16 protein-coding genes are annotated in these 20,142 nt (G+C 62.7%); 13 read left to right on the plus strand and 3 right to left on the minus strand.

The annotated features are described in order from the left end of the window. The first annotated feature begins 12 nt into the window (after window positions 1–12). Window positions 13–1,905: a thiamine pyrophosphate-dependent enzyme gene (locus OXH60_02080; GenBank protein ID MDE0710904.1), complete on the plus strand. Its 1,893-nt coding sequence runs from the start codon at window positions 13–15 to the stop codon at window positions 1,903–1,905. A 129-nt stretch (window positions 1,906–2,034) separates the two neighbouring features. Here OXH60_02080 and OXH60_02085 read toward each other — a convergent pair whose 3' ends face one another. Beyond that, window positions 2,035–3,420, minus strand: coding sequence for a porin (locus OXH60_02085; GenBank protein MDE0710905.1), 1,386 nt, complete (start codon window positions 3,418–3,420; stop codon window positions 2,035–2,037). Window positions 3,421–3,801: 381 nt separating this feature from the next. Here OXH60_02085 and OXH60_02090 point away from each other — a divergent pair, with 381 nt between their 5' ends. The 9 genes from OXH60_02090 (at window position 3,802) to OXH60_02130 (ending at window position 14,824) form a co-directional block, all read left to right on the plus strand. Continuing rightward, entirely contained in the window at window positions 3,802–5,280 is a 1,479-nt protein-coding gene (locus tag OXH60_02090) for an NAD(P)H-hydrate dehydratase (protein ID MDE0710906.1), read from the plus strand. Window positions 5,281–5,442: 162 nt separating this feature from the next. Beyond that, on the plus strand, window positions 5,443–8,004 hold the full coding sequence (locus OXH60_02095; protein ID MDE0710907.1) for a TonB-dependent receptor: 2,562 nt from the start codon (window positions 5,443–5,445) through the stop codon (window positions 8,002–8,004). Between the two features lie 116 nt (window positions 8,005–8,120). Then, the gene (locus OXH60_02100; protein ID MDE0710908.1) at window positions 8,121–8,744 is read left to right on the plus strand and encodes a MotA/TolQ/ExbB proton channel family protein; all 624 of its coding nucleotides are present in this window, start codon (window positions 8,121–8,123) and stop codon (window positions 8,742–8,744) included. 40 nt (window positions 8,745–8,784) lie between these two features. Further along, the gene (locus tag OXH60_02105) at window positions 8,785–9,192 is read left to right on the plus strand and encodes a biopolymer transporter ExbD (GenBank protein ID MDE0710909.1); all 408 of its coding nucleotides are present in this window, start codon (window positions 8,785–8,787) and stop codon (window positions 9,190–9,192) included. Next, window positions 9,189–9,602, plus strand: coding sequence for a biopolymer transporter ExbD (locus OXH60_02110; protein MDE0710910.1), 414 nt, complete (start codon window positions 9,189–9,191; stop codon window positions 9,600–9,602). The genes OXH60_02105 and OXH60_02110 overlap by 4 nt, the downstream gene beginning before the upstream one ends. After that, window positions 9,599–10,879 carry a TonB family protein gene (locus OXH60_02115; GenBank protein MDE0710911.1) on the plus strand — a complete coding sequence of 427 codons (1,281 nt, stop codon included), beginning with the start codon at window positions 9,599–9,601 and terminating at the stop codon, window positions 10,877–10,879. Before OXH60_02110 ends, OXH60_02115 begins: the two co-directional genes overlap by 4 nt. Window positions 10,880–11,186: 307 nt before the next feature. Further along, the gene (locus tag OXH60_02120) at window positions 11,187–12,344 is read left to right on the plus strand and encodes a peptidase (GenBank protein ID MDE0710912.1); all 1,158 of its coding nucleotides are present in this window, start codon (window positions 11,187–11,189) and stop codon (window positions 12,342–12,344) included. 24 nt (window positions 12,345–12,368) lie between these two features. After that, window positions 12,369–13,853 carry a c-type cytochrome gene (locus OXH60_02125; protein ID MDE0710913.1) on the plus strand — a complete coding sequence of 495 codons (1,485 nt, stop codon included), beginning with the start codon at window positions 12,369–12,371 and terminating at the stop codon, window positions 13,851–13,853. 353 nt (window positions 13,854–14,206) lie between these two features. Beyond that, window positions 14,207–14,824: an FMN-binding negative transcriptional regulator gene (locus OXH60_02130; GenBank protein MDE0710914.1), complete on the plus strand. Its 618-nt coding sequence runs from the start codon at window positions 14,207–14,209 to the stop codon at window positions 14,822–14,824. A 620-nt stretch (window positions 14,825–15,444) separates the two neighbouring features. On the opposite strand, the gene OXH60_02135 is transcribed toward OXH60_02130, so the two are convergent. Next, entirely contained in the window at window positions 15,445–15,879 is a 435-nt protein-coding gene (locus OXH60_02135; protein MDE0710915.1) for a PIN domain-containing protein, read from the minus strand. Continuing rightward, a complete protein-coding gene (locus tag OXH60_02140; protein MDE0710916.1) occupies window positions 15,880–16,119 on the minus strand; it encodes a hypothetical protein in 240 nt (79 codons plus the stop codon). It abuts the gene before it with no gap. 654 nt (window positions 16,120–16,773) lie between these two features. On the opposite strand from OXH60_02140, the gene OXH60_02145 reads away from it, so the two are divergent. From OXH60_02145 to OXH60_02155, 3 genes are all read left to right on the plus strand, one after another. Beyond that, window positions 16,774–17,799 (plus strand): ABC transporter substrate-binding protein, encoded by a 1,026-nt coding sequence (locus tag OXH60_02145; GenBank protein ID MDE0710917.1) that lies wholly within the window; start codon window positions 16,774–16,776, stop codon window positions 17,797–17,799. A gap of 293 nt (window positions 17,800–18,092) precedes the next feature. Continuing rightward, complete coding sequence (locus OXH60_02150) at window positions 18,093–18,992, plus strand: proline/glycine betaine ABC transporter permease (protein MDE0710918.1); 900 nt, start codon at window positions 18,093–18,095, stop codon at window positions 18,990–18,992. Further along, window positions 18,985–20,019, plus strand: a complete 1,035-nt coding sequence (locus tag OXH60_02155; GenBank protein MDE0710919.1) for a glycine betaine/L-proline ABC transporter ATP-binding protein — start codon at window positions 18,985–18,987, stop codon at window positions 20,017–20,019. Before OXH60_02150 ends, OXH60_02155 begins: the two co-directional genes overlap by 8 nt. Window positions 20,020–20,142: the final 123 nt, after the last annotated feature.

Genomic DNA, 20,142 nt, shown 5'->3' on the forward strand with positions numbered 1-20,142 from the left:
AGTCCGACGCCCATGGAATCACTGCCAACGACGATTCCTTCCGGCGTCGAGAAACGTGCGGCGTGGTTGGCACGGGCCGGCGGGATCGAAAAGGCAATCCGCGGTGGCTTGTTCTCCGCACCGGTCGCGTTGCCGCTGGTCGAAACCCTGGTGCTAGGTCTGATGCGCCAGGGCGTCACCAAGTATCTCGCCATATTCGGGCACGGCTCCACGACCATCGGCGAGATCCTGCGCATCTATTCGAAGCACGGACTGGTGCGGTGCTGGCAGTTTCGCAATGAGGTTGAGATGGCCCACGCGGCGACCGCGCTCCGCTGGATCTACGGGGAGCCTTCGGCAGTGGTTACGTCGATCGGGCCAGGCGCCTTGCAGGCGATGGCTGCCTCGCTCGTGAGCGCTTCCAACGGCGTCGGTGTCTATCACCTGTACGGGGACGAGACCACCCACGGGGAAGGCTACAACATGCAGCAGGTCCCCAAGCCCGTGCAGGGCCTGTTCGGCCAGATTACGTCGCTGATGGGTCAGTCCTACACCTTGCACAGCCCCGGAGCGTTGCGGGCAGCGCTCCGGCGCGGTGCCGTGACCGTGTTCCATCCATGGCGCCCGGGTCCGTTCTACATCAACCTGCCGCTCAACACGCAGCCGCGGGAGACCCGGATCCGGGTCGACGCGCTGCCCGAGCTGCCACGGCTCGCGCCCGCCGTTCCGGGCACCGACGAAGGCCTGGCTGAGGCAGCCCGCCTGATTGCTGAATCGAGGCGCGTGGCCATCAAGGCCGGGGGTGGAGCCCGTTCGTGCGCAACAGCTGTCCGGGAGTTCGCCGAACGCACCGGTGCCGCCGTCGTACTGGGACCCAGTTCGACGGGCGTGCTGCCGGATTCCCATCCGCAGAACATGCACGTCGGCGGTTCCAAGGGATCCATCAGCGGCAACTACGTCATGGACGAGGCTGAAATCCTGGTGGTGATCGGGAGTCGCGCCGTGTGCCAGAGCGATTGCTCGGGAATCGGCTGGCCGAACGTCCGGGACGTCATCAACATCAACGCGGATCCGATAGACGTCCAGCACTACAACCGGACAACCGCACTCTGCGGGGATGCCGGCCAGGTACTCAGGCGATTGCACGCACGCATCGTTCGTGACTACCCGGGATGCGCTGAGGCGAAGACTGACTGGTTGAAGGCGTGCGCCGAGAAGAAGTCGGAGTGGTGGAAATTCAAGACCGCACAATTCAACGCCGAACTCCCGCTGGACCCGGTGTGGGGACGGCGCGTCCTGTCCCAGCCGCAAGCCATCAAGATCGCTTCGGATTTCTGCAAGGAACGCGACGTGCTCAAGCTGTTTGACGCCGGGGACGTGCAGGCGAACGGATTCCAGATCGTCGAAGACGACAAGCCGTTCGAGACCTTCACAGAGGCGGGCGCGTCGTACATGGGGTTTGCGGTATCGGCTTTGCTGGCTGGTGCCATTGCGGATCAGGGCCGCTATGCGATGGCCTTTACTGGTGACGGTTCATTCATGATGAACCCGCAGGTCCTCATTGACGGCGTCGAGCACGGCGTGCACGGAACCATCCTTCTTCTCGACAATCGCCGAATGTCGGCGATCAGCGAACTGCAGGTCGCGCAGTACGGTGAAGCGTTTCGCACATCCGATTCCGTTGTCGTTGACTACGTGCAGATGGCGTCGTCAATAAATGGGGTCATGGCTTTGTACGGCGGTGATGACGGCGAAGCTCTGAAGGCTGCGCTGCGCGCGGCCTATGCGCATTCGGGCCTCAGCCTGGTGCACGTTCCGGTCTATTTCGGACCGGATGCCGCGTCGGGCATGGGGGCCTATGGCCGATGGAACGTGGGGAGTTGGTGTGAGGAGGTGGAGCGAGACTACGAACACACGCTGATCTGACACGCGCACGCTGTGCTCACGACCATTTGCGGTTCGGACGCACCCATGGATCCGTTGTCAATAAGAATCCCCCGCCGCGCCAAGCGCGGCGGGAGTTACCGTGCTCACGATATGTTTAGGTTTGGGCTCTTACCACTTGTATTGCCATCGAACACCGTGGATCCAGAATTCATCGGTCACGGATTCGTCTTCGCCATAGGTACCGCTGGTGGCTTCGTTTAGGCCCACGCGAATTGTGTTGAACATGATGCGTGTATTGCCGTCGAGGTACCAGTTCAGACCGAGAGTGACGTTCGACTGCTTCCCGTAGTGTGACGGAGTTGCTGTGTCGATACCGAAGTCCATGACACTGTATCGAGCAGCAAGTTCGATTACGCCCGTGCCCTTTAGCGGGAACGGGTTCTTGACCTTCGGTCCAGACCAGGCGCCCTTCTTCATGCTGTAGCGCTTGGCGCCGCCGATTACGTAACCGGCCTGCACGTAGTACCCGTCGGCTTCCACGTCCGGGCCGGAGGATTTCTCAAACGTACCGTTGATGTATTCGGTCTGGGCCCAGAACGGACCGTTCAGATAGGCGAGTTCCAGACCGTAGTGGACCATTGCGTCGAGACCGCTGTTCTCGCTGGAGCCGTACAGTAGCTTGTAGTCCGCGACGTTTAGTTCGGTCCGGTAACCCCAGCGCGCTGAAGCAACCGGGCCACCCGAGCGGTCCATCCAGCCGCCTAGGTGCAGTGCAGACGTCTTGGTCTTGATCGGCGCGTAGACCGCACGAACCGTGAAGCCCACGTCTTCCGCACCGCCGCCGATACCATCTATCTCGGTATCTCCCCGGGCATGAACCGCAGCTTCGATAAGGCTTTGCGCGCCGTACACCCAGATTTGCGCGTTGACGGCCTTCGGACCCAGAGTCTTGTCGGTGAACATGTCGACCGGTAGCGAGCGTTCAATGAAGCTGATGTCGTTCGAGGACGTACTTTCTTCAAACGTGACCGGGATTTTCATCTTCCCGAAGCCGATCTTGATCATTTTCGACGGCGAGTAATAGATCGCGGCTTCGTCGATCTCGGCTTCGTTGTCGTCGTCGGCCGAACCGCCGACATCGATCGTCAGGTTGTAGGAAAACCCGCCGGACTTGCCTTTAACGCCCAAGCGGCCACGCCGCAGGTTCGTGCCTGTGTCGAAATTCTCGCCCTCGAACTTGTCGGACGGGTAGATACCCACGTCCCAGTGCAGACGTCCCGTCAGCCCAACCGAATTGCCCCCCTTCGAGATTGAGAGCCCGGGGCCAACCGTGATCTTGGGCTCGTCGCCCTTTACGGCCTGTGCTTCAGCCTGAGCCGCCTGCTGTGCCTCAAGGCCATTCAGCTTGATCTGCAGGTTCTGAATGGCCTCCTTCAGAGCTTGGATCTCGGCGTTCTGCTCTGCCTCGGCATCCTGTGCCAAGGCGGGGCCTGCGGCCGCGAGGCCGGCCATCAGCGCGGCCGCAGCCGCTAGTGCACTCAGCGTGCGGTTCATGGAAGAACCCTCCCGGTAATTCAGGGTGGTAGTGGGCTATTGCCTCGTAACGCGGCGAGGGTGGCGGTCGCGGTGCGCCGGTCCCCGCGTGCAAACCTGCCGGTGGTTTGTTGCGTTTCCTTTACAGCAGCGTGACGATTGCGGGTTGGAGTTCGATTGCTGCGTGTCAAGCGGTTGAACCAATGTCGTAAACGGGGGGAACCATTCATCGTGTCGCATTTGGAACTGGGTATGACATTTCCGGCACGATCGAAGGCGGACACGCCGGTTGCAGCGCTTCGCAGCGTGGCCAGGAAGCCCGTACGGATCTCGCCCGTTTCTGGCTTCTTTGGCTCCTCGGTGGCAGGCTAACGGGGCGTCGACGAGCCAGAGGGCCACTACATGCGGCTGATGTCATCTGGACCGGCGTTGCCGCCGGAAGTCCTGACGGTGGAACAAATGGCGGCGGCCGACCGCGCCGCCATTCGTTCCGGCACACCCGGCATCGTGCTGATGGAAAATGCCGGGCGGGCAGTTGCGGAGGCCGTGGAAGCTCGCTGTCCGAGCGGTACCGTCGTGGTCTTGGTCGGGCCGGGCAACAACGGCGGCGACGGATTCGTCGCGGCGAGGCATCTCGCGCGACACGGGCGGGACGTCCGCCTCGCACTCTTCGGTGCCCGCGAAGCGCTGACCGGCGACGCGGCCTTGGCCGCCGCCCGCTGGATGGGCGAAATCCATGCCTGGGACCCTGCGCTCATCGAGGGGGCGGCGACGGTCGTGGACGCGGTATTCGGCGCCGGATTGTCGCGGCCGCTACCGGTCAGCGTGCAATCCATGTTCGATGCGGCTCGGGATCTGCCTTGCGTCGCCGTAGATCTTCCTAGCGGGGTCCAGGGCGATACCGGCGACGCGTCGACGGGCGTACTTCCGGCCCAGGCAACCGTCACCTTTCACCGGCTGAAGCCGGCGCATGTCCTTTTTCCCGGTCGCGCCTTGGCTGGCGAGATCGTGCTCGCTGATATCGGCATCCCGGCGAACGCCGCAACGGGAGTGGCTCTCCTCAATGGTTCCGAACTCTGGCGCGAGCAGTTGCGGCAGCCAGACTGGCGCAGCCATAAGTATCAGCGTGGCCACGTGGTGGTCGTAGGCGGCCCGCCTCAGCGCGCTGGCGCTGCGCGTCTTGCCGCACATGCCGCGTTGCGCACGGGAGCAGGACTGGTAACGCTTGCGGTGCCTAGTGACGCGCTCGTCGCATACATTGGCGATCCGAAGGCTCTGATGGTGGCGCCCGCTGCCGAGCCCGACTCCTTGCAGGGACTGATCGCGGATACAAAGGTCCGGGCGGTCGTCTTGGGACCCGGTAACGGCGTGGGACCTGCGACCCGGAGGCGGGTGGCCGTTGCAGCGGAGGCTGGCCTGCCTCTGGTGCTGGACGCCGATGCGCTGACGAGCTTTGTCGATGAAGTCGATTGCTTGGGAGCCCTCTGCACAACCGCGAAGGCGGTCGTGTTGACGCCGCACGATGGGGAGTACCGGAGACTGTTTCCCGACATTCAGGGGGATCGCGTGGTTCGGGCACGGGCGGCAGCCGAACGAACAGGCGCCGTGGTGGTCAGCAAGGGGCCGGATACCGTCGTGGCCGGCAGGGACGGGGGTGTCATCATCAATGCCAATGCGCCGGCAAGTTTGGCGACGGCAGGTTCGGGTGATGTGCTGGCCGGAATCATCGGAGGCCTGCTGGCCACGGGCATGGAGCCCTTCACGGCAGCCGCTGCGGGCGTTTGGCTGCATGGCGAAGCTGCATCAGTGCACGGTACGGGTCTGATCGCAGATGATCTGCTGAGTGGTCTCCCGTCTGCTCTCCAGTCAGCGCAATGCTAACCCCGCAGAACGGCGGTTCGCTACCACGGTCCTACCGCTCTGGGCCGGGGACAGGACCTTATGATGGATTGAAATTCCCTATGCGACTTGACGACTCTGGAGAACAAAGACACCCTGCACATCGACGGGCTCCGTGTAACGCGTTCTAAGGTTGTTCCTACCATGAGATTGTTGTTGCGTTCGGCGCGCCAATTCGGCGTGCCGGCGTTGGGTGCGGTTGTGCTCGTCGCAGCCGGATTCGGCGCAGTTCCCGTCGTCGCCCAAGAAACCTTGCCTGAGGTTGAGGTCATCGGCGTTACCCCGATGCCTGGTACTGGAGTGGCACGCGATCGCGTTCCTGCTGCAGTCCAAACGATCACGGACGAGGAAATCGACGCGCTGCAACCGCGCAATTTGACCGACCTCGTCGAACAGACGTTGCGCGGTGTCAGTGTGACGGATGTGCAAAACAGCCCGTACCAGCAGAACCTTTCGTACCGCGGCTTCACGCTCTCGCCGCTTCTCGGGGAGGCGCAAGGGATCGCCGTGTACTTGAACGGTGTCCGCGTCAACGAGGGCTTCGGCGACACCATGCAGTGGGACCTGGTGCCGGAAGCGGCGATTCGGCGGATCGATCTCGTGGGTGGCAACCCTGCGTACGGTCTGAACGCGCTGGGTGGCGCTTTGTCGCTCCAGACGCAGAGCGGCCTCTCTTTCAGCGGCTCGGAGTTGGAAGTCAAGGGTGGCTCGCACGGCCGTCTCGACACTGCGGTGCAGGTGGGCGGCAAGCTCGAAGCGACAGCAGTGTACGTGGCCGCAGAGCGGGGCGAGGAGGACGGCTGGCGCGACCACAGCGACAGCAGCATTCTGCGGCTGTTTGGTGATGCGACGCACGTCTTCGATCGTGGCTCCCTCGGTTTCAGTGCCCTGTTTGCCCGGACCGAAATCACCGGGAACGGCGCGACGCCGGAGGATTTACTCGGAATTCGACGGGAATCTGTGTTTACGTACCCGGACATCACTGAAAACGAATTGGGCATGTTCACGGCACGTGGGGAATTTGAAGTTTCGGACAATCTGCGGATATCGGGCTTGGTCTACCACCGGGGATTGCAGCGCGACACGATCAACGGAGACGAATTCGACGGTGGGTTCGGTGATGACGGCTTCCTGCGTGCCGGAGAGGGTGAAGATGATGATGACGACGACGACGACAACGGAAACGGCCACGTCATGAACGGCAATGGTGATGACGATGACGAGGAGGAGGAACAGACCATCCTGTTCGGCTCGGTCGAGGGGGCCGGCGGCACGCCGGAGGCGATTTACCTGTTTGGTGACGACGATGATGACTTCCCGACGGCGGGCGCACGCAACCTGACCTTCACCGACACCCAAACCCAAGGGATTTCGCTGCAGGCAGACTTGACCTACGGGGCGCACCAGGTGGCGTTCGGAACGGTGTACGACCAGTCCGAAACTACCTTTTCGGGCCACACGCTCGTTGGCGAGATGGAAGCGGACCGGAACGTGCCAGCGATGCTCTTCGCCGACGGTCAACCGCGCATCGTGACTCATGAGTGCGAAGCGGATGACTTCGAAGCCGATGAAGCAGAGTGTGAGGAGGAACTCGAGGAGTCCGACGCGGGACCGCTCGATGTGGTTTCGGACTCGCAGGCATGGGGGCTCTACGTTTCCGATACGATGGCCCTGTCCGATCGCACCGACGTGACATTCAGCGGGCGCTTCAACCACGTTGCCATCGATCTCCAGATCGACGATGACGACACCGAGTCCCACACCTTCCGGCGTTTCAATCCAGCCGTTGGATTGACCCACCGCCTGACTGACCGAATGACCGTGTTTGCCGGCTACCGTGAGGCGAACCGGGCGCCAACGGCTGCGGAACTTGGCTGCGCCGATCCCGAGGAACCGTGTCGCCTGCCGAACGCCTTCATCGCTGACCCGCCGCTGGACCAAGTGGTGACACGCTCGGTCGAGGGTGGCCTACGAGGACGCACGGCAACCGCAGTTGGTCCCCTGGCCTGGGAGGTGTCCGCGTATGCGAGCACGAATCGGGACGACATCATCTTTGTTGCGGTTCCGGAAACCGGCGCGCAGCCGGGTCTCGGGTACTTCCAGAACTACGGTGAGACCCGACGTGCAGGCTTCGACGGTCAGATCGGAGGCAGCTTTGATCGCTGGGATTGGAATGCCAACTACAGCCATGTTCGGGCCACGTTTGCAGAGGACGCGGAACTTCCCGGCGCTAACCATCCGGAAGGCAGGGAGATCGAGGGTGCAGACGAAGCCAAGCTGATCGACGTCAGCTCGGGCGACACGATCCCCGGTATCCCGGAGCATTCGGTGAAGGTCGGGCTCGGCTACACCCTTGACAACGGTTTGCGCATCGGCGCGAACTGGGTGGCCCGTTCCGGCGTGTACCTGCGCGGCGACGAGTCCAATCAGTTGGCCCAGACGAACGACTACAACGTCGTCAACCTGACGGTCGACTGGACCTTCGGGGCTCTGACACTGTTTGGGCGGATCGAGAACCTCCTTGGCGAGGACTACGAGACGTTTGGTATCCTCGGTGAGTGCGAGCTTGAGGAGGAAGGCGAGCCGTGTGAAGGCGAAGTCGCCATTCTGAACCACGGCCTCCCTGACGACGTGCACCACACGAATCGCTTCCTGTCGCCGGGAGCCCCGCAGTCCTTCTACATCGGGATGCGCTATCACTTCTAGCTGCAGTGCCGTCTGATTGCGGGGCCGATTGGGTTCGGGTTTTTTCGGATGTTCCGAAATGACCGCCATGTATACAGTTGGCCCCGCAACGGAATGCACGATGTACGGAGTACGATATGCCGGAACTGAGCCTGGAGCACTGGAATGCTGCGGCAGACCTGCTCCAAAAGGGGGGCGCCGTCATGTACGTCCTGCTCCTCTTGTCGGTCTCGTCGCTGGCAGTGATTCTTTTGAAACTATTGCAGTTTTGGAGAATCGGTGCGAGGCGTTCTGGCATGATGGAACTCATCGCGACCGGATCTACCCACGAAATCCGGCGCCGAATGGCGCTGTCGCGCCATCCGGCTGCGCGCGTGGTCGAAACGGCACTCGACACGGGTCATCTGCCGCGTGAACTCCAGGAAGCCGAGATCGAACGCATCGGGTCGGTCGAAATCCGCACCCTGGAGACGTACATTCGCTCACTGGAGGTGGTGGCGAACTTGAGCCCGCTGATTGGGCTCCTCGGGACCGTGATCGGAATGATCAAGGCGTTCGGGCGCCTAGAGGAGGCGGGCGCACGGGTGGATCCCAGCCAGCTTGCTGGCGGGATCTGGGAGGCACTCCTCACGACTGCTTTCGGACTGATTGTGGCGATTCCGGCGCTTGGTGCCGTGCACTACTTTGAACGCAAGATTGAGGGGGTGCGAGCGCTGATGCGCGACGCGGCCGCCCGCGTGATCGCGTCGCAGTCGGTCTAGGGAGTCGTCGCCGGCATCGGCAAGCAATCAGGATTCCACCATGAACTTCGGCGAACAGGAGCGCCGCCGCGCGGAACTTTCGATCGCGCCGTTGATCGACATCGTGTTCCTCTTGCTGGTGTTCTTCATGCTGGCCGGATCGTTCCTGAACCTGGAAGCGCTAGATCTTGCGAGCCCGGGTACCGCAACCGCGGCGGGAGGCGGCGGCGAATCAGACGCGCTCGTGATCCGCTTGCACGACGACGGAGCGGTGACGTTCGGGAACGTTGTGGTTGACCCGGATGAGATCGTCGAGCGTGTCGAGCGGGCGCGAGCAGAAGACGCTGATCTGAAGGTGGTGGTAGTGGCGCCTTCCCAGGAGGCGGTGCAACGACTGATAACAGTCGTCGACGACATCCGTATGGCCGGGGTCGAGGCCATCGCGATCGCGGTGCGAGACGAACTGTGAAATTCGAGGGAGCCCCGCGCCATCGGCAGCACGCGATCAACATGGTGCCTTTGATCAATATCGTCTTTTTGCTGCTGATCTTTTTTATCCTGACCAGTACATTTCGAACCATCGATCCGATTGACCATCAGCTCCCGGAGGCTGACAGCAGCGAGCCCGGTGTCGCGGTTGAGGCTGTGTTAACAGTGGCGGCCGACGGCGAACTCACGATCGACGGGGAACCGGTGGCCCGGGGTAGCCTTCCGGCAACCTTTCGCGCGGCGGTGGCGGCAGACAAGACGACGCTCCTGATCAAGGTGGCGCAGTTGGCCACTATCTCGATGCTCCGCGACGTCATGGATGAGGCCAAGGTGGCGGGCTTTGATCAGGTGCTGCTTGCCACGCGCCGGACCGAGCTCGAGGCACCGTGATCCCCCAGGCCGTTGCCCGCGGCGCAAACGAGATCAATTTTCTGGATGTGACAGGAGCCGCCATTGTTGCCGTTGCGCTCCACGTCATGGTCCCGGCAGTCGTCGGGATCTGGGCGCTGAGCGAGCCCGAACTCGATTTGGAGAATTACATTTCCCTCGAGCTCGGGCACGACGTACCTCTCGGAGACTTGCCGCCCGACGCACTGGCGGCAGCCCTGCCGGACCAGGATGTTCTGCCGCCGGCAAATGAGCCTCCCGCCGCCCTGACGCCACCGCCCGAGACCCCACCTGTGCCTACGGACACGCCGCCGCCCGTAGTCGAGACCGTCCCCGACCTCCCGCAACCGCCGCCAGAGATTGAAGCTCCCCCGACGCCGGTGACGCCCCAGACAAGATTGCTGGAGCCGGAACCGACCGAAGTTCTCGTTGAGCCCGTGCCCGAACCGCCACCACCACCGGAAGTACTGCCGGAGCCCGAGCCCGAGCCGCTGAGCGAGCCCGAGCCGCCCGCCGTGCCCCAGCCGCCGGAACTTCCGGATACCCCGCAACCACGTCCCGACGTCGCACCTCCACCTGCCCCAACAGAAGTGCGGCCGGTCGAGCCGCCCCCGCTGGAGCAGGTGCTGGTACCTGATCTCGAACCGCCACCGCCACCGCCCCCCGCCGTGCCTGCACCTGAAACCGTAGTCGAACCCGACCTTGCTCCGCCGCCACCGCCGCCTCCTCCAGCTCCCCCGGCTTCACGAACGGCACCGGCCACGGTCACACCACCGCCGGCACGCACGACCGAGGCACCGCCGCCGGTCGCCGCCAACGTACCGATTGCTGCACCCACGCCCGTAGAGGCTCCGCCATCTGCGGAACCCCCGCCGGCGCCCCAAGCGCTGTTGGCGTCGGCGCCCCCTGCGGTGACTGCCCCGCCGGCGCCGCCGGCACGCCCCGAGTCGGCCTCGGCCAGGGCGGCGCGTGAGGCGGGGGTTCCAGAGGCCTACTACGTCCGCCTGCGTGGCCAGATCAGCACGATCGCGGCCCGAAGCTATCCGCGCCGCTCTCTCGATCTAGGCGAGGAGGGGACCGTCGTCATGCTGATCCGGGTACGCGAGGACGGGAGCGTCGTCGACATCACGATCGAGGAGGAACGCACGAACGCATCGCTTCGCATCCGGCGAGCAGCGCAAAGAGCGGTGTTGCGCGCGGCACCGTTCGAACCGCTGCCGGCAGGGGCGGGTGTCAAGTCGATCCTGTTGCCAGTGGTGTACCGGATCGCCGAACGCTAGAGACGGCCAGCCGGTCCAATACTTGGCGAGTGGAGGATTTGCGACCGCCGGCAGCGGGCTGCTGGTATCTGGACACCGCAGCGCTAGCGGACTATGAAACGAGTCATCTCGGTCGTACGGTTAGCGGCCGACCATATGGCGCCTGGCAGCGAGGAGGAGCCGCTGCCGGCGACAACAGCGAGGGTGTTCCCCGAGCGGGCACCCGGAAAGGTCTCCTCGTACCGTGATGAGAACACGAGCCTTGTCGTCGCGGCATGCGGCCGCCGCGCTTCTCCTGTCAGCCTGCTTGCTCTGTGGTCCTGTGTCCATGGTGACCGCGGACCAAACTTCTGGAGCGGTTGCTCGGGTATATGCCGACATCGCAATTGCCGGCTACGAAGATTCACTCTTGCGGGCAGGGCTGCTGCAGCAGGCTGTAACAGACCTGATTGAAGCGCCTTCCAGTGCCACGCTGGCGGCCGCAAGAGAAGCCTGGAAGCAGAGCCGGATTCCCTACATGCAAACCGAGGTGTTCCGGTTCGGAAACACGGTGGTCGATGACTGGGAGGGACGGGTGAACGCCTGGCCACTCGACGAAGGTTTGATCGACTACGTGGTCGGTAACCCGGATGCGGTCAACGTCATCGCCAATCGCACACTGCTGATCAACGGCACCTCCGTGACGGCGGATCCGATCGACGTTGCCTTGCTGCAAGACGTGCTGCACGAAGCCGAGGGCATCGAGACGAACGTTGCGACCGGCTATCACGCCATTGAGTTCTTGTTGTGGGGACAGGACTTGCACGGGACCGGGCCGGGGGCTGGAAATCGCCCAGCGACGGATTTTGACCCGGCCCGCTGCACAGGCGGAAACTGCGAGCGACGAGTCGCCTATTTGCGCACGGCTACGGACCTATTAGTAGCCGACCTCGAGTGGATGACGGGCGCGTGGCGTGAGGGCGGGGCCGCCCGCACTTCCCTGGAGAATCTGGACGCGGCAGGTGTTGTACGCGTGATCGTAACCGGGCTGGGCAATCTTGCGGCCGGCGAGCTCGCGGGGGCCCGCATGCAGGTCGGTCTGGAGTTGCACGATCCGGAGGAGGAGCACGATTGTTTTTCCGACAACACGCATGAATCCCACTACTGGGATGCGGTGGGGTTGCGAAACGTCTACATGGGGCGATACCACAGGGTTGATGGATCGATGATCGAGGGTCCGTCACTGTCCGAACTGGTCCGTGCCGCCGACCCTGAACTCGACCGGAAGCTTCATGATGGAATCGACCGGGCGATCAGGCGAGTCGATGCGATTCGGGATGCTGCCGCCGGTGGAAAGGCCTATGACCAACTGCTGGCTCCAGACGATCCCGAGGGAGGCGAGCTGATCGGCGAGGCCATCCAGGCGCTCATCGCTTTCAGCGAGCAGCTCAGGGAAGTCGGGCCGCTGCTTGGCGTCGGCGAGTTCCAGTTCGAGATCGAGGGATAGGATCGGCTTCCCGGGAAAACACCCTTGATTGCCCGCATTACCTCGGACACCGTCGCGCGCCTGGCAAAGGCGGCAAGGGTACTGCTGCTTGGTCTGGTGATCGTCCATGGTGCAGCCGCGGCCAACGGTCCCGATGGGGCGCCACGGTCCTCCGCAGATGCAAAGCTGGCTGCGGAGCTGACCGCATGGCCCGGGGACTTCTCCAGACCGGAGGCATACGAAGGTCACGCAGGGGGAGCGGGGACAAGTTTCCACGCGCCGACTCGAAATGCGTTCTCGCATCCGGCCCAGAATCTTGCCCCTTCCCAACGCACCCGATTCCGGGTGGGAGACGCGATCTTTCGCAAGCTTTGGGTAACGGCCCCAGCTTCCACGGCGGCGTCAGACGGGTTGGGTCCGCTGTTTAATGCCCGATCCTGTCAGCGATGCCACCGCAAGGACGGTCGCGGTCGGCCGCCACTCAACGAGGACGATCGAGGCGGCACGCTGCTCCTGGCCTTGACGCATCCGGACGGCGCAGATCCGGTGTACGGCAGACAGTTGCAGACCCACGCGGTCCCGGGAATCCCGGCCGAAGGCAAGATCTCGATCACGCACCGAATGATCCCGGTGGCGGGGCAACCGGATCTCGAACTCCGCAGCCCCCAGTACGGTGCACTGAACCTCAGCTGGGGGCCGCTGGATCCACGGACTGGACTGTCTCCACGGGTAGCACCGCCAATGATCGGGCTCGGACTACTGGAGGCGATACCCGACGCAGATATCCTGGCCCATGCGGACCCTGACGACGCTGATGATGACGGGATTTCTGGCCGGCCGTCCTGGGTGGCTGCGGAGGCCGGCGGCGCCCCTGTGCTCGGCCGGTTTGGTTGGAAGGCTGCTGTTCCCACCGTCCGCATGCAGGCAGCGAAAGCCTTCTTCGAGGACATCGGCATCGGCAGCGGGCTGTTTCCGGGGTCCGCCGGCGCCTGCACGGAGGTGCAAGCCGAATGCCGGAATGCGCCCGGTGGAGACCACAATGACGACGGGATCGAGATACCGGCACGGTTGTTCGACCAAGTCGTGTTTTACTCGCGGAACTTGGCGGTGCCGGCCAGACGGGATCCCGACAATCCGGACATCCTGGCCGGAAAGCGGATCTTTTTTGACAGTGGCTGCGCCGACTGCCACGTGCCGAAGTTCGTAACCCAACGAACCGCGGACCGACCCGAACACAGCTTCCAGTTGATCTGGCCCTATACGGACCTGCTGCTGCATGACATGGGCGAGGAACTTGCCGACACCGGAGCTGACCCGCTGCGTCGCGAATGGCGAACGCCGCCCCTCTGGGGCATTGGTCTGACCGAGACCGTGAGCGGCACGTTCAGGTTGCTGCACGATGGTCGGGCCGACGGGCTCATGGAGGCCATCCTTTGGCACGGAGGAGAGGCCGCCGCGTCGCGAGACCGCGTGGTGCAGTTGTCAGAGGAGGAACAGGAGCGCCTGCTGGAGTTCCTACGCTCACTCTAGTACGCGACGGTTCGGTCGGTGTCCCAACCGTGTCCGAGCGAAGCTGACTGCCAGCTTGGAAGGCCGTTCCGGCCGACAGCGAGCCATTCCGGGTCGGCATCAGCCGCCAGCCAGCAAGAAGAGCCTACATTGTGCTCCGCGTACTCCCTTTCGCACTCCTCTGCCCGAGTGTCGCTGCCGCGCAAAGAGCAACCCGACGTTGCTGCGCAGTCAGAACTGTCGCGGAGAGGTCTGCCCGAGCGGATGACTTCCCTGTCGTTGGCTGTGCCGCGAACAACGCATCCTGAGACTGTACAACGAAGGCTTGAACGGACCCTGCCGTTGCGGAGCAATTTCCTGTGCACCCAAATCCGATGTTTCGACGGGAGCCGCGCACACACTTGCTGGCATTCGCCAAAGAGCGCGGCTTCGGCGCGTTCACGATCGTGGGCTCGGAAGGAGTGATTGCCGCTCATGCCCCCTTTGTGGTGCAGGAGGAGCGAGTTGCCGCCCATTTGGTCAGAGGCAACCCGGTGGTTCGCGCCCTGCAGGGTGGCCCACTTTCAGCGCTGCTGATCGTTGCGGGTCCGGACGGGTACATATCGCCGGACTGGTACGGTACCGACGGGCGGGTACCTACCTGGAACTACGTTGCCGTCCACCTTCGAGGGACGTTGCGGCAGGTTGCACAATCTAAAATTCGCGCGCATCTTGACCAGCTTTCCGCCAATTTCGAGGAACGGCTGGCGCCAAAGCCCCCTTGGACGACGGACCAGGTTGACACGGCAGTGCTGGCCGATCTGACGCAGCAGATTGTTCCGGTGGCGATGACGATCGTATCGGTTGAGGGCACGTTCAAGCTCAACCAGAATCGCACGCCCCGGGAACGTGCAGGCGCCACGTCAGCACTCGATGGGGGAGCTACGCCGGGCCTGGACACCCGTGCTCTGGCAGCACTCATGCGGGCTCGCGCGGAAGCTGGCGATCCGTAGTCGCGCTGCCTTGCGAGCCCGCCGACGGACATCGTGACGGCCCTGCAGGATCAGTTGTCGTGATGGACACCTCCGCGGCTTCTGGCTGACCAATCACGTAGGCCGGGGATCGCGGCAGGACTGCTTGGCATTAGGAGCTTGACCGGGGAGCCGGACACCGTGCTAACGAGTCGCTTCATATCGGTAGGGTTCGCTGGTGCGTCTCGAGCGGTCGGGGTAGGCCGTCATGTTGTGCTGGAACGCATCCCCCGCCGTCGGAAAGGACCCGGCCATGGCACGCTTTTCAGCGAGGTGGCCGCCTGAGAATCTGGGAACCGGGGTGGCCGCCAACGGCTATCGGCGGGCGCAACCCTGTCGCGCGAAACGGGTCCCGGCGAAGCAAGAACCGGACTGCAAGCCTGAACAGTTCACTCCGGACGTTGTCAGCTCTGCGCAGGTTCCGGAGAGCAGAGGCGTGCGATCATCTTTTCGCCCCGAACTGCGGGCGCTTCAATAAGGATCCGGTCCCGGCGCAGGCGCATTGCCGTTGCTGGGGCTCGCGCGATGGGAGGCGGCGAGGGTAGAACGTTGATCAGGCCCCCTCCCAGGTTTGGCCGGCGCAGCTGAGCCGGCGCGGGAGACTATCGCAAGGGATCGACCACACTGAGAAACGGGAACCGATGAAAGTCGGTATCGCGGGTGCAGATCCGGCTTACGCCATTCTCACGCATCAGGACCGCGGTGCGCAGGTGGTGGAACAAGTTCCCGCTCACGTCGGGCAACTCCTTCATGACCTGTGCCAATACCGCCCCATGGCGAGACGTCGCTACGAGCAAGTCAAATCCAGGAGTTTCGAGCAACGCCGAGAGAAAATTCCAGGACTGTACCGGCTTCCACGGAGAGGCGGACGCACGTGGATGGGTGGTGACCCGTAGAAACTCGTAACCGATGCTCCAGGTTAGATACGCTGGCGATGGATCATTGCGGGCCTGCAGGACCCGCTGTCGGCATGGGTCGTGATAAGGGGAATCCTCATCGACTGCGTAGATCAGGACATTGGTGTCAAAGACCAACACTCACACCCCGTCGAGAAGCCGGTAGAGCTCTTCGCGGTTGGCGATGTCAACCCTGATCCCCCCGCTCTTCCAGGTCGGCAACGGCGGTAGGGTGTCCGGGATTCCCGCGCCTGGTCCGGAGTTCGCGAGAATCCGCCTAAGCCCAGCTTCCACCAGGGACGACATGGTGGTTCCCCGCCGTGCCGCCTCTTCTCGCAGTTGCCGCATGACGGCCTCATCGATATTCAGCGTCGTTTTCATATGGAAAACCGCATGTTCAGTATTCCAGTATGGCAAAGGGGTCGTGGATGCGGTGTTCCGTCCCTTGCAGGAGACGCGAGCCCCCGGTGGGGCCGTGCGCGTGGTACGGCGTACCGTCGCGGCCCGGCCTTGCGGCGGTCACGTGCCTGGCATCGAGCAACCAGAAGGACTCGATGATGGTCCGGGCAGGGCTGGACGGCATGGGCGTGGCGCTGGGTCAGAGGGTCCGTGGGTCACGGTTCGACGGCGCATCGTGCCGGTCGCAGGTTGCACAGCGGGGAAGTTGCCCGGCGTCGTGAAGTTGTCGCGGTCGGGACGCTGGGCCGCGGCTGCTGTTCGACATTGGGCGACGTTGCCCTGCCGCTCCCGTATGGGCTTCCGGCCCCTCGGCAGCGATCCATCCGTATGGGTCAAGCTTAATGGCGTAAACATGCCATTGGACCCAACTCTCAGGCACGCCGCCAGCGAAGCGGAGCGCTCGATCGAGGGCACCCGGCGGAATTCAGCAGCGGGTGTTCACGGTCTAAAGCCGGTCCTTGCCGGGTGTCTGCCGTTTCCTGATCAATACTCACTGCGGTCGGGCAGGATCGCTCAAGTTGAAGTTTGCGGCAGGTGCTCCAATAATGAATATCCAACGTGTGAGAAGGAGTACCAATGATGTTGAGATTAATTCAGGCACTCGCACTCACCCTGGTCTCGACATCGGCGGGCGTGGCGCTGGTGTCGGCTCAAGCCGAAGCGTCCGAGTGCGGCAGTGTCACGATCGCCGACATGAACTGGAACTCCGCAACGTTCATTGCCAACCTCGATCGATTCATCCTCGAACACGCCTATGGCTGCAGCGCCGAGCTTGTCGCGGGCGACACGATGCCGACCGGGACATCAATGGTGGAGAAGGGCGAGCCGGATGTCGCGCCTGAGCTTTGGAGTAACTCGTTTAGGGCGGCGATCGACACCGGAGTGGCCGAGGGCCGGTTGGTCTTGGCTGGAAAGGTGTTCTCCGACAGTGGTGAAGAAGGATTCTGGGTTCCGGGCTACATGGTCACCGAGCGTCCAGAACTTGCGACCATACAGGGCGTGATTGAACACGCGGACCTGTTCAAGAACCCGGAAGACCCCAGCATGTCGCTCCTAATGGGGTGTCCGTCAGGCTGGAACTGCCAGATTTCTGCAGAGAATCTGTTTCGGGCACTGAACCTCGAGGAGGCAGGGTTCGAACTTGGAGATCCTGGTTCCGGAGCGGGATTGGCCGGGTCATTGGCGAAAGCCTACGAACGCGGGGAGCCGTGGTTCGGTTACTACTGGGCACCGACCGCGCTGCTCGGCAAGTATCAGATGGTCAAGGTTGATTTCGGCTCCGGCGCAGACGTCGAGGAGTTCCGCAGCTGCACCACCCAGCCGGACTGCCCGGACCCGAAGCCGACCATGTATCCGCCGTCTCCAGTGCACACTCTCGTTACGGCCGACCTTGCCGAACGATCGCCCAGCGCCATTGCCTATCTTTCTCAGCGGGCGTTTAGCAACAGTTTTCTGAACGCGTTGCTTGCCTGGATGGAGGAAAACCAGGCCGATGGTGAGACCGCCATGGTGCATTTCCTGACCAACAACGAAGATATGTGGCGTCCTTGGGTGCCAGACGACGCCTTGCCGCGAGTAAAGGCCGCGCTCGCCGAGCTCTAGTCGCTCGTGCCGGCGCGGTGGTCCTTTGCCACCAGGGCCGGCTTGTGGACCTCTGCCATGCTGCCGCTCCGACGCGGCAGTCGAGCGCTGCCGCGCGTTCCCGGACAGAACAACCATTTGCGGCGAAGCCGGCCGCCGTGCTGCGTCCTCCAGCTCATTTCTGCTGTGGAAGTTCGCGAGGTTCCGGGCGGCAAACTTCTCCTGGCGTGCTGGACGGCCTCGATACGTCAGTAGGAGGGAGCTGCCGCACCCGCGCAATCACGAATCGGCCATGAACTTGGGAGACCGCACCAATGGCTAGCAAAGCATGGTGGATCGAGTTTCCACAGATGGAGCGCGAGTCCCTGGTAGCACTTCGCAAGACGCTCGACGGTGCCTATCGAGAATTCTCGCGGTCCTATGGCGAATTGATCGAAACCTTCTTCGAGCCGCTTCTCAAGTTCCTTGTCTGGTTCGAGAGGATTCTGCTCAATGCTCCGTGGTGGGTGGTTCTGCTTGCGGTTTGTGCGTTCGCCTTCCTTGCGAGCCGTTCATGGAAAATCGTCGCCGGAACAATCGTCGCGTTTCTGCTGATCGGTTATTTCGGCATGTGGGAAGACACGATGAGCACCATGAGCATGATCGCCGTGTGCACGCTGCTGTCGATCGTGCTCGGGGTTCCGATTGGCATACTGATGGCCAGGTCGGATCGTACTCAGGCCGTGGTAACCCCGCTGCTTGATGTGATGCAAACGATGCCAGCGTTTGTGTATCTCATTCCGGTCGTGATGCTGCTCGGTATCGGCAAGGTACCAGGTCTGATTGCCGTTGTGATCTATGCCGTTCCCCCGGTGATCCGTCTTACCAATCTCGGTATTCGTTTGGTGGACCGCGAGGTACTGGAGGCCTCCGACGCGTTCGGGGCAAGCGGCTGGCAGCGGTTGGTCGGAGTCCAGATTCCCCTGGCATTCCCGACCATCATGGCGGGGGTAAATCAAACGATCATGATGGCCCTGGCGATGGTCGTAATCGCGTCGATGATTGGTGTTCAGGGCCTGGGACAGCCTGTCCTTCGATCGATTACCAACCAGTACTTTACGTTGGGGCTGCTCAACGGTCTCGCTATCGTAGCCTTGGCAATCATCTTCGACAGGGTTTCGCAAGCCTATGGCAAGAGGCTTCAATTGCAGTACAAGCAACCCCATCATGCCTGAGCCCATGGTTCTCATCCGAGGTCTCTACAAGATCTTCGGACCTCGCGCAAAGAAGGTGCTGCCGATGGTGCTTGACGGCATGGGTAAGCAAGAACTTCTTGACAGTCACGGTTGCGTATTGGGCCTGCGCGATATCAATTTGTCAGTGCCGCGACATTTCATTCAAGTCGTCATGGGACTTTCAGGTTCCGGAAAATCGACCCTGCTTCGGCACATCAACCGGCTGATTGCGCCGACCGCCGGGGAAATCGTCGTGGATGGTCTTGATGTGTCGACCATGGACGAGCCGACGCTGCGCGAGTTTCGGCGACACCGTGCGTCAATGGTGTTCCAGCGTTTCGCACTCCTGCCTCACCGCACCGTCCGCGATAACATTGGTTTCGGCCTGAGGATTCAGGGGCTGGAAAGCGCGGAAGTCGAACGGCGCGCGTCCCGCTGGATCGAACGTGTCGGTCTTGAAGACTTCGCTGATCGCTATCCCGGAGAACTCTCCGGCGGCATGCAGCAGCGGGTTGGCTTGGGCCGGGCGTTGGCAACGGATCCCGATATCCTGCTGATGGACGAAGCATTTAGCGCTCTCGATCCGCTGATCCGATACGACATGCAGAACATGCTCATCGACCTGCAGAAAGAGCTCAAGAAAACAATCGTCTTTATCACGCATGATCTTGAGGAGGCGTTGCGCATCGGCGACAACATCACGATTTTGCGCGACGGAGGGGTTGTGCAACAGGGCACCGCGCAGGAAATCGTGCTCAAGCCCGCAGACGACTATGTCGCGGATTTCGTCAAGGACGTCAATCGGGGCAAGGTCATCAGGGTGGAGAGCATCATGAAACCGGCGACCGAATGCGCCGACACCCCCGCAATTCCGGTTGGGACACGGCTCGAACGCGCTGCGCTCGCGCTATCGGAGGCGACGTCGGAAAGAGGAACGGTCACGGGTCGGGATGGGAAGGCCCTCGGGAGCATTTCACAGCTGGACCTACTGAGCGCGATGGTGCGGCGAAAGCAGCCAGCCAACTAGGAAATTTCGTTTCACGGAACCTTTGCCCCCGCGCCAGGGTCGGCCGGCCTGAGTCGCCGATCAACTCGCACCAGTTGGCCGGTCCCGCCGGCAAGTATGGCGTCCGTCGGATCCGTGGTCCGT

The sequence above is a fragment of the Rhodospirillales bacterium genome, assembly GCA_028824295.1.
Classification (GTDB): Bacteria; Pseudomonadota; Alphaproteobacteria; order TMED109; family TMED109; genus VXPW01.

Coding starts and splice junctions, on each gene's coding strand:
- OXH60_02080 (MDE0710904.1), top strand. CDS start 13: ATGGAATCACTGCCAACGACGATTCCTTCCGGCGTCGAGAAACGTGCG.
- OXH60_02085 (MDE0710905.1), bottom strand. CDS start 3,420: ATGAACCGCACGCTGAGTGCACTAGCGGCTGCGGCCGCGCTGATGGCC.
- OXH60_02090 (MDE0710906.1), top strand. CDS start 3,802: ATGCGGCTGATGTCATCTGGACCGGCGTTGCCGCCGGAAGTCCTGACG.
- OXH60_02095 (MDE0710907.1), top strand. CDS start 5,443: ATGAGATTGTTGTTGCGTTCGGCGCGCCAATTCGGCGTGCCGGCGTTG.
- OXH60_02100 (MDE0710908.1), top strand. CDS start 8,121: ATGCCGGAACTGAGCCTGGAGCACTGGAATGCTGCGGCAGACCTGCTC.
- OXH60_02105 (MDE0710909.1), top strand. CDS start 8,785: ATGAACTTCGGCGAACAGGAGCGCCGCCGCGCGGAACTTTCGATCGCG.
- OXH60_02120 (MDE0710912.1), top strand. CDS start 11,187: ATGGTGACCGCGGACCAAACTTCTGGAGCGGTTGCTCGGGTATATGCC.
- OXH60_02130 (MDE0710914.1), top strand. CDS start 14,207: ATGTTTCGACGGGAGCCGCGCACACACTTGCTGGCATTCGCCAAAGAG.
- OXH60_02140 (MDE0710916.1), bottom strand. CDS start 16,119: ATGAAAACGACGCTGAATATCGATGAGGCCGTCATGCGGCAACTGCGA.
- OXH60_02145 (MDE0710917.1), top strand. CDS start 16,774: ATGATGTTGAGATTAATTCAGGCACTCGCACTCACCCTGGTCTCGACA.
- OXH60_02150 (MDE0710918.1), top strand. CDS start 18,093: ATGGCTAGCAAAGCATGGTGGATCGAGTTTCCACAGATGGAGCGCGAG.
- OXH60_02155 (MDE0710919.1), top strand. CDS start 18,985: ATGCCTGAGCCCATGGTTCTCATCCGAGGTCTCTACAAGATCTTCGGA.